The following is a 7639-nucleotide window of genomic DNA, read 5'->3' on the forward strand; positions in this document are numbered from 1 at the left end:
GGGCGCCCTGCTGCCCCGCGGCCGCGTGCGCCTCGACGACGACGGCAAGGCCCTGCTCACGGGGCTCACGCCCTACCGCCACAACGAGATAGTGCTGGACGCCAAGAGCGCCACCGCCGACGTCGAGATCAAGGAGAACATCCAGAAGACCGCGCCGCGCTACGGCGCCATCGTGCGGGTGCCCTACCGCACCCGCAGCGGCATCTCGGTGCTGCTCGAACTGCGCCGCCCCGGAGGCCAGGAGGTGCCCTTCGGCGCCGAGGTCGGCGGCGCCGGCGAAGTCCTCGCCTACGTCGGCCAGGACAACCTGGTCTACCTGTACCTGGAAAAGGGCCGCGACAGCTACCGGGTATCCTGGGGCGAGGCGGACGAGCAGCAATGCAGCTTCACTTACGCCATGCCGGCGAAGAAGGACAAGCAGGACAGCTACCGGGCCATCCCGGTCGACTGCCAGGCCGCCGCCGGCGGCCCGCCAAGCGAGGAAAGATCATGATCCACCCGCGCCGCCGCCCCCTGTTCCACTGCCTGGCCCTGGCCGCCTGCCTGCTGCAGGCGCTGCCGGCCGCCGCCGACGAGTGCCCGGTCGAGCCGAACCAGTGCTACTTCACCAACCAGCAGTTCACCTACGACGGCGAGACCTACATCAGCGCCGGCCTGCCGGTGGGCAGCGTGCTGGGCACCCTGAACCTGTCCCTGGACTACGCCTGCCGCCTGCAGGAATACCTGGCCGGGGACGCCGGGCGCTACATCGTGCTGGGCGTGGCCAGCGAGGCCAGCCACATGCAGGGCAACGACTTCGCCACCAACCTCAACGGCCTGGTCTACCGGGTGATTCCCTCGGGCAAGGACGGCGTCGGCGTCAAGCAGGTGGGCGGGGTGGCCGAGCGCATCCAGCTGGGCATCGTCGGCGACCGCAGCCTGGGGCCCAGCGAATGCGTCAGCGGCTCGCTGTCCAACAGCTTCATCGAGGTGCTGAAGAACGGCCCGATCGACACCCCGGGCGTCTATACCATCAACTTCCGCGAACCGGCGCTGTTCGTCGGCTCGCGCTGGAACAACACGCCGCCGGCCTACCCCGTCGACCCCTTCCCGGGCGTCGCCCTGACCTTCCTGCCCACCACCTGCGAGATGACCGACGCGCCGACGCGGGTCGATTTCGGCAGTTTCAGCAAGAACCAGTTGCCCCTGCAGCGGCGTTTCGACTTTCATTGGCAGTGCGACGGCGGCGCGGTCATCCACACCACGCTGTCACCGGCCAACGGCCAGCTCCTCGACGGCAACACCGCGCTGCTCCACGAATCCGCCGGTTTGCTGCTGAAGATCAAGGACCTGCAGAACGAGCGGTACGTAGTCTTCAACCAGCCCGTCGAGCACGTGGTCCGCACGCCGCGCTCGCTGAGCTTCGACACTGCCTTCGAGGCCGAGCTGCTGGCGGGCGCCGAGGTCCGGCCGGGGCCCTTCGAGTTCGTCGTGCTCTACACCACCGAATACAAGTGAGCGCCCCATGTACCTCTGGTTGAAGCACCTGCACATCACCCTGGCAGTCCTCAGCAGCCTGCTCTTCCTCTGGCGCCTGGGGCTGAGCTGGCGGGGCCGGCGCCTGGCCGGCTGGCAGCGCTGGGCGCCGCACCTGGTGGACAGCCTGCTGCTGCTCAGCGCCCTGGGCCTGGTGCACCTGGCCATGCCCTGGCCGCTGCCGCTGTGGCTGCAGGCCAAGCTGGGGCTGCTGGTGGGCTACATCGTGCTCGCCGCCTTCGCCATGCGCAGCGCCGCGCGAGGGCCCAAGGCGCTGCTCAGCGCCCTGGCCCTGGCCTGCCTGGGCGGCATCTTCTACCTGGCGCTGAACAAGCCCTGGTGGTGATCAGCGCCCGAGCAGGCGCGCCAGGCCCTCGCCGATCGGCGTCGGCCGCTCCAGGCGGTAGTGCGCCAGCAGGCGGCCGTTGTCGGCGCGGGAATGGCGGATGTCGCCAGGGCGCGCCTCGGCGTGGGCTACCTGCGGCAGGCCGCCGACCAGCGCGCCGATCTCGCCCAGCAGCTGGTTCAGGCTGGTCACCTGGTTCAGCCCGACGTTGACCGCCCCTTCCGGCACCTGTGGTGCCTCCAGCGCCTGCACCAGCAACTGCACCAGGTCGGCGACGTAGATGAAGTCGCGGGTCTGCTCGCCGTCGCCGAACACCGTGATCGGCTGCCCGCTCAAGGCGCGCTGGGTGAAGATGCTGATCACCCCGGAATAGGGCGAGGACGGGTCCTGGCGCGGGCCGTAGACGTTGAAGAAGCGGAACACCGCCGGCTCCAGGCCATGCTGGCGGCGATAGAAGTCGAAGTAGTACTCGCCGGCCAGCTTGTCCGCCGCGTAGGGCGTCAGCGGCGCCTTGGGCAGGTCCTCGACTATCGCCGCGCCCTGGCCGTTGTGGCCGTAGACGGCGGCGCTGGAGGCGTACAGCACGCGCTTCACCCCGGCTTCGCGCAGGGCTTCGCAGAGGTTCAGGGTGCCGATGAAGTTGCTCTGGTGAGTGGCCACCGGGTCGTCCACCGAGGCCTGCACCGAGGCCACCGCGGCCAGGTGCGCCACCGCCTGGCAGCCCTGCAGGGCGCGGCGGACCACGGCCGCGTCGGCGACGTCGCCGACCAGCAGCTCCACCTCCGCGGCGAGGTTCTCGCGCTTGCCGGTGGACAGGTTGTCCAGCACGCGGACCTTGAAGCCGCGCGCCAGCAGCGCGTCGGCCAGGTGCGAGCCGATGAAGCCGGCGCCGCCGGTGATGAGGATGGGGGCGGCGGATGCCGGGGAGATGTCAGCCATGACGGTAGTAACGGTCCAGTAGGGTCGGCAGCGCTGCACGCCAGGCGCGCGGCTTGATGCCGAAGGTGTGGAGGATTTTCTTGCAGGCGAGCACCGCGTGCTGCGGTTCCTCGCTGGCGTCCGGGCGCGCCGCGTGGGCCTGGGCGACGGGGTCGCGCAGGGCCTGGCCGGTGAGGGTGCGGGCCTCGGCGATGATCACTTGGCCCAGGGCCAGGGTGGTGGTGGCCTCCAGGCCGCCGTAGTGGTAGGTGCCCCACAGCGGCGCCTGGCAGTCCAGCTGCTTGAGCACCGAGAGGATCACCCGCGCGGCGTCGTCCACCGGAGTGGGGTTGCCGCGGCGGTCGTCCGCCAGGTACAGCTCGTCCTCGCCCAGGGCGCGGCTGAGGAAGCGGTCCAGGCTGCCGCCCGGGCTGTCGTCCAGCAGCCAGCCGAAGCGCAGCAGCACGTGGCGCGGGCAGGTGGCGCGCACCCACTGCTCCATGCGCCACAGCGCCTGGCCGCGGCGGCCCAGGGGCAGCGGCTCGTCCTTCTCGCTGTAGGCGGTGGCGCGGGCACCGTCGAACACCCGGTAGCTGGAAGGCTGCAGCAGGAGAATCTCGTAGTGCTGGCAGAGTTCGGCCAGGCGCTCCACGGCGCGTTCCTGGCCGGCCAGGCGGGCGTCGTCGACCTGCTCGGCCTGGAACCAGTCGTGGTAGTAGGCGAGGTTGATCACCGCGTCGGGGCGGGTCTCGTCCAGCAGCAGGGTCAGGCTGGAGGCATCCCAGCCCTGCTCGGGCGGGCGCGGGGCGAGGAAGCCGATGTCTTCCTCGGCTCCCAGGCGGATCAGCGCCTGTCCCAGGGCATTACCGCCACCCAACAGCATCAGGCGCATACGCATCTTCAGGGGGTCACTCGAATCGTGGGCCACGGCCGGCGGCGTTTCGCCGACGCTTTGCCGGCATTTTTCCTGCGCACCGGAACAGCGTCAAGCGCGGCGCCACGCGCGGCGCGGCGCGGGTCCCTGAAAGCGGGCGGTTTTCAGCGCCGGCGGAACAGCGGCCGCGGCTCGATCGCCGAGCGCCCGTAGAGCACGCTGAGCCCGGCCAGGCCCTTGAGCGCGTCCTCCACGGACTTGTCCGCGCGCACCGCGAAGGCGTCGAAACCGCACTGGCGCAGGTGCGCCAGCTGATCGCGCAGCACCTCGCCCACCGCGCGCAGCTCGCCGCGCCAGCCCAGGCGCCGGCGCAGCAGGTAGGCCAGGCTGTAGCCGCGGCCGTCGCGGAAGCTGGGGAGGTCGATGGCGATGAGCGGCCATGCCTGGCGCGGCGCATCTGATCCGGTTTTTTGCGGGAGACCTGAATCTGTTTCGTGCCCAGGGCGCTTCCTATAGTCGCGGCGCATCCCAAGCCTGATGGGCCACGACAATGAGCCAGAGAATCCCCGCGAAGATCGTCGAGATCGCCGCCCCGCAACGCTTCACCCCGCCGCCCAAGCCGCTCTCGGCGGTCACCCCGGCGGTCTACACCAAGCGCTTCAGCGGCCGCTTCCGCGACCTGCGGCGGCTCGGCGGGGCGCTGCTGTTCCTGCTGTTCTTCGGCACCCTGTGGCTGCAGTGGAACGGCCGCCAGGCGGTGCTCTGGGACCTGCCCGAGCGCAAGTTCTACATCTTCGGCGCGACCTTCTGGCCGCAGGACCTGATCCTGCTCTCGGCGCTATTGATCATCGCCGCCTTCGGCCTGTTCTTCATCACCGTGCTGGCCGGCCGCGTGTGGTGCGGCTACACCTGCCCGCAGAGCGTGTGGACCTGGATCTTCATGTGGGCCGAGCAGGTCACCGAGGGCGACCGCAACCAGCGCATGAAGCTGGACAAGGCCCCGCCCAGCGCCGCCAAGTACCTGCGCAAGGGCGCCAAGCACGGGCTCTGGCTGCTGGTCAGCCTGGCCACGGCGCTGACCTTCGTCGGCTACTTCACCCCGGTGCGCCCGCTGGTGGCGGACCTCTTCACCCTGAAGCTGGACCTGGAAAGCGCCTTCTGGGTGGCCTTCTTCGCCGCCGCCACCTACGCCAACGCCGGCTGGCTACGCGAGCAGGTGTGCATCCACATGTGCCCCTACTCGCGCTTCCAGAGCGTGATGTTCGACAAGGACACCCTGATCATTTCCTACGATGCCGCCCGCGGCGAATCCCGCGGGGCGCGCCGCAAGGACGCCGAGCCCAAGGCCCTCGGCCTGGGCGACTGCATCGACTGCCAGCAGTGCGTGCAGGTCTGCCCCACCGGCATCGACATCCGCGACGGCCTGCAGATCGCCTGCATCGGCTGCGCCGCCTGCGTCGACGCCTGCGACTCGGTGATGGACCGCATGGGCTATGCCCGCGGCCTGGTGCGCTACACCTCCGAGCGCGCCCTGGAAGGCGGCCGCACCCACCTGCTGCGGCCGCGCCTGGTCGGCTACGCGGCGGTGCTGCTGGCCATGTTCGGCGCCTTCGCCTGGGCCCTGCAGGCGCGCCCGCTGATCGCCCTGGATGTGGCCCGCGACCGCGGCCTGTTCCGCGAGAACGCGGCCGGCGAGATCGAGAACGTCTACAACCTCAAGCTGATCAACAAGACCCAGCAGGCGCAGCGCTACCGCCTGGGCCTGGCCGAGGACAGCGGCTACCGCCTGCAGGGCGCCCTCGACCAGCGCCTGGAGCCGGGCGAGATCCGCGACTTCGCCGTCTCGGTGGCGCGCCTGGAACTGAGCGGCAGCGGCGGGCCTGTGCCCCTGCACTTCCGCGTGAGCGCGCAGGACGGCGAACAGGTCGAGGCGGCCAGCACCTTCGTCGCGCCGAGGCGCTGAGCGATGGCCCCGCGGCATGGCGGCGGCGCCGCGCAACGCCTAGAGTGGGAGCTCCCCAACGGCCCCCGGGACAAGATGAAGCGCTACGAGAAATTCGCCGACGAGATCGCCGAACTGATCCGCAACGGGGTGCTCGCCCCCGGGCAGAAGGTGCCCTCGGTGCGGCACGCCAGCCGCACCTACGGGGTCAGCGCTTCCACCGTGTTCCAGGCCTACTACCTGCTGGAGGACCGCGGCCTGATCGTGGCCCGCGCGCGCTCCGGCTACTTCGTCCGCGAGCACGTGCGCCGCGCCCTGGCCGAACCGGAGATCGCCCGCCACGAGGCGCAGACCACCGAGGTGGACGTCAGCGAGCTGGTGTTCTCGGTGCTCAGCTCGATCAAGGACCCGGACACCGTGCCCTTCGGCTCGGCCTTCCCCGCTCCGGAGCTGTTCCCCCTGCCACGCCTGGCGCGCTCCATGGCCCACGCCGTGCGCGACATGGAGCCGCGCGCCGCGGTGGCCGACATGACCCCGGGCAGCCACGCCCTGCGCCGGCAGATCGCCCTGCGCTACATGGTCAACGGCACGCCGCTGCCGGTGGAAGAACTGGTCGTGACCAACGGCGCGCTGGAGGCGCTGAACCTGTGCCTGCAGGTGGTCACCCAGCCCGGCGACCTGGTGGCCATCGAGGCGCCGGCCTTCTACGCCACCCTGCAGGTGCTGGAGCGGCTCAAGCTCAAGGCCGTGGAAATCCCCGTGCACCCGCGCGAGGGCATCGACCTGCAGGTGCTGGCCGACAGCCTGGAACGCCTGCCTATCAAGGCCTGCTGGTTCATGAGCAATTTCCAGAACCCGCTGGGCGCGAGCATGGGCGAGGACAGCAAGCGCGCCCTCGCCGGCCTGCTGGGCAAGCACCAGGTGCCGCTGATCGAGGACGACGTCTACGCCGAGCTGTACTTCGCCCAGCAGGCGCCCAAGCCGGTCAAGGCCTACGACGCCGAGGGCCTGGTGATGCACTGCGGCAGCTTCTCCAAGAGCCTGGCGCCGGGCTACCGCGTCGGCTGGGTGGCCGGCGGGCGCTTCCACGAGCAGATCGAGCGGCTCAAGCTGATGATCAGCCTGTCGGCCTCGGTGCCGGCCCAGGCGGCCATCGCCGACTACCTGCAGCACGGCGGCTACGACCGCCACCTGCGCAAGCTGCGCCACGCCCTGGAAAGCCAGCAGCACGCCATGCTCGCCGCGGTGTCCCGGCACTTCCCCGAAGCGACGCGGGTGACCCGCCCCAGCGGCGGCTACTTCCTCTGGCTGGAACTGCCCGAACGCATCGACGCGCTGAAGCTGTTCCAGCTCGCCCACGCCCAGGGCATCAGCATCGCCCCCGGGCCGATCTTCTCCGCCACCCGCGCCTTCCGCCACTGCCTGCGGCTGAACTACGGCCACCCCTGGACGCCGCGCAGCGAAAAGGCCATGGAGACCCTCGGGCGGATCATCCAGTCGCTGTAGCGCTGCTCCGTACATTCGGACAGGATCTGTATCTGTGCGACAGATTGCCGCAGGCATAGGCTGTCAGACCAGACCCCGGACGAAGGACAACGGCCATGGACGCGGAAACCCTGACGATCCTGCTGACAGTGGGCAGCGCCCTGGGCCTGCACCTGGGCGTGCGCTGGTACATCCGCCACGGCCTGCCCGGGCGTGGGTCGGATGATTGGATGGCGTAGGGCAAGCCCCGGCGGCGCCAAGGTTAGCCCGGGCGTCGTTCGCCCTGCCGGCGGAGTCGCGGATGAATCCGCTCCTACCATATCGGTGGGCACGGCTCGCTCCTACGAAGAGCATCCCGGCGCGGCCTGCAAGACAGTTGCTCCTGCAAGGTGCGGAGAAACGCCGTCGTAGGATGGGTTGAGCGAAGCGATACCCATCGCCACGGCGGGGGGCTGTGGGGCCGGGTTTAAGAGCGCCCTCTCCCTAACCCTCTCCCTGAAGGGAGAGGGGACCGTTGGGCAGAGTTGGATGTGCTGCAGTTAGCCGGCTGTCTCGGCGG

At 70.1% G+C, this 7639-nt stretch carries 7 protein-coding genes and 2 pseudogenes; 6 read left to right on the forward strand and 3 right to left on the reverse strand.

The window, feature by feature from the left end; genetic code table 11:
• The 3 genes from RN02_RS23850 to RN02_RS23860 all read left to right on the forward strand — a co-directional run.
• On the forward strand, positions 1–493 hold a 493-nt coding region (locus tag RN02_RS23850; protein WP_043317378.1), incomplete at its 5' end, for a FimD/PapC C-terminal domain-containing protein.
• Positions 490–1497, forward strand: coding sequence for a hypothetical protein (locus RN02_RS23855; RefSeq protein WP_043317380.1), 1008 nt, complete (start codon positions 490–492; stop codon positions 1495–1497). The genes RN02_RS23850 and RN02_RS23855, both read left to right, overlap by 4 nt.
• A gap of 7 nt (positions 1498–1504) precedes the next feature.
• A complete protein-coding gene (locus RN02_RS23860) occupies positions 1505–1861 on the forward strand; it encodes a SirB2 family protein (RefSeq protein WP_009617233.1) in 357 nt (118 codons plus the stop codon).
• Here RN02_RS23860 and RN02_RS23865 read toward each other — a convergent pair whose 3' ends face one another.
• From RN02_RS23865 to RN02_RS23875, 3 genes and pseudogenes are all read right to left on the reverse strand, one after another.
• Positions 1862–2800, reverse strand: a complete 939-nt coding sequence (locus tag RN02_RS23865) for an NAD-dependent epimerase/dehydratase family protein (protein ID WP_043317382.1) — start codon at positions 2798–2800, stop codon at positions 1862–1864.
• Positions 2793–3677 carry a sugar nucleotide-binding protein gene (locus tag RN02_RS23870; RefSeq protein ID WP_009617230.1) on the reverse strand — a complete coding sequence of 295 codons (885 nt, stop codon included), beginning with the start codon at positions 3675–3677 and terminating at the stop codon, positions 2793–2795. Before RN02_RS23870 ends, RN02_RS23865 begins: the two co-directional genes overlap by 8 nt.
• A gap of 140 nt (positions 3678–3817) precedes the next feature.
• Positions 3818–4090: pseudogene (locus tag RN02_RS23875) on the reverse strand (DUF934 domain-containing protein); the annotation flags it as partial.
• A gap of 2 nt (positions 4091–4092) precedes the next feature.
• Here RN02_RS23875 and ccoG point away from each other — a divergent pair.
• The 3 genes and pseudogenes from ccoG to RN02_RS34500 all read left to right on the forward strand — a co-directional run bounded on the left by ccoG (position 4093) and on the right by RN02_RS34500 (position 7319).
• Positions 4093–5616: pseudogene (ccoG, locus tag RN02_RS23880) on the forward strand (cytochrome c oxidase accessory protein CcoG).
• A 75-nt stretch (positions 5617–5691) separates the two neighbouring features.
• Positions 5692–7101 (forward strand): GntR family transcriptional regulator MpaR, encoded by a 1410-nt coding sequence (gene mapR / locus RN02_RS23885; protein ID WP_043317387.1) that lies wholly within the window; start codon positions 5692–5694, stop codon positions 7099–7101.
• A gap of 95 nt (positions 7102–7196) precedes the next feature.
• Positions 7197–7319 (forward strand): hypothetical protein, encoded by a 123-nt coding sequence (locus RN02_RS34500; protein ID WP_267853703.1) that lies wholly within the window; start codon positions 7197–7199, stop codon positions 7317–7319.
• The last annotated feature ends 320 nt before the right edge of the window (positions 7320–7639 follow it).

Origin of the sequence: Pseudomonas sp. PI1, from assembly GCF_000812405.1 — a bacterium.
GTDB classification, from domain to species: Bacteria; Pseudomonadota; Gammaproteobacteria; order Pseudomonadales; family Pseudomonadaceae; genus Pseudomonas; species Pseudomonas citronellolis.

Bases quoted from the DNA above. Each gene is read 5' to 3' on its own strand.
- RN02_RS23855 (WP_043317380.1), top strand. From the start codon at position 490: ATGATCCACCCGCGCCGCCGCCCCCTGTTCCACTGCCTGGCCCTGGCC.
- RN02_RS23860 (WP_009617233.1), top strand. From the start codon at position 1,505: ATGTACCTCTGGTTGAAGCACCTGCACATCACCCTGGCAGTCCTCAGC.
- RN02_RS23865 (WP_043317382.1), bottom strand. From the start codon at position 2,800: ATGGCTGACATCTCCCCGGCATCCGCCGCCCCCATCCTCATCACCGGC.
- RN02_RS23870 (WP_009617230.1), bottom strand. From the start codon at position 3,677: ATGCGTATGCGCCTGATGCTGTTGGGTGGCGGTAATGCCCTGGGACAG.
- mapR (WP_043317387.1), top strand. From the start codon at position 5,692: ATGAAGCGCTACGAGAAATTCGCCGACGAGATCGCCGAACTGATCCGC.
- RN02_RS34500 (WP_267853703.1), top strand. From the start codon at position 7,197: ATGGACGCGGAAACCCTGACGATCCTGCTGACAGTGGGCAGCGCCCTG.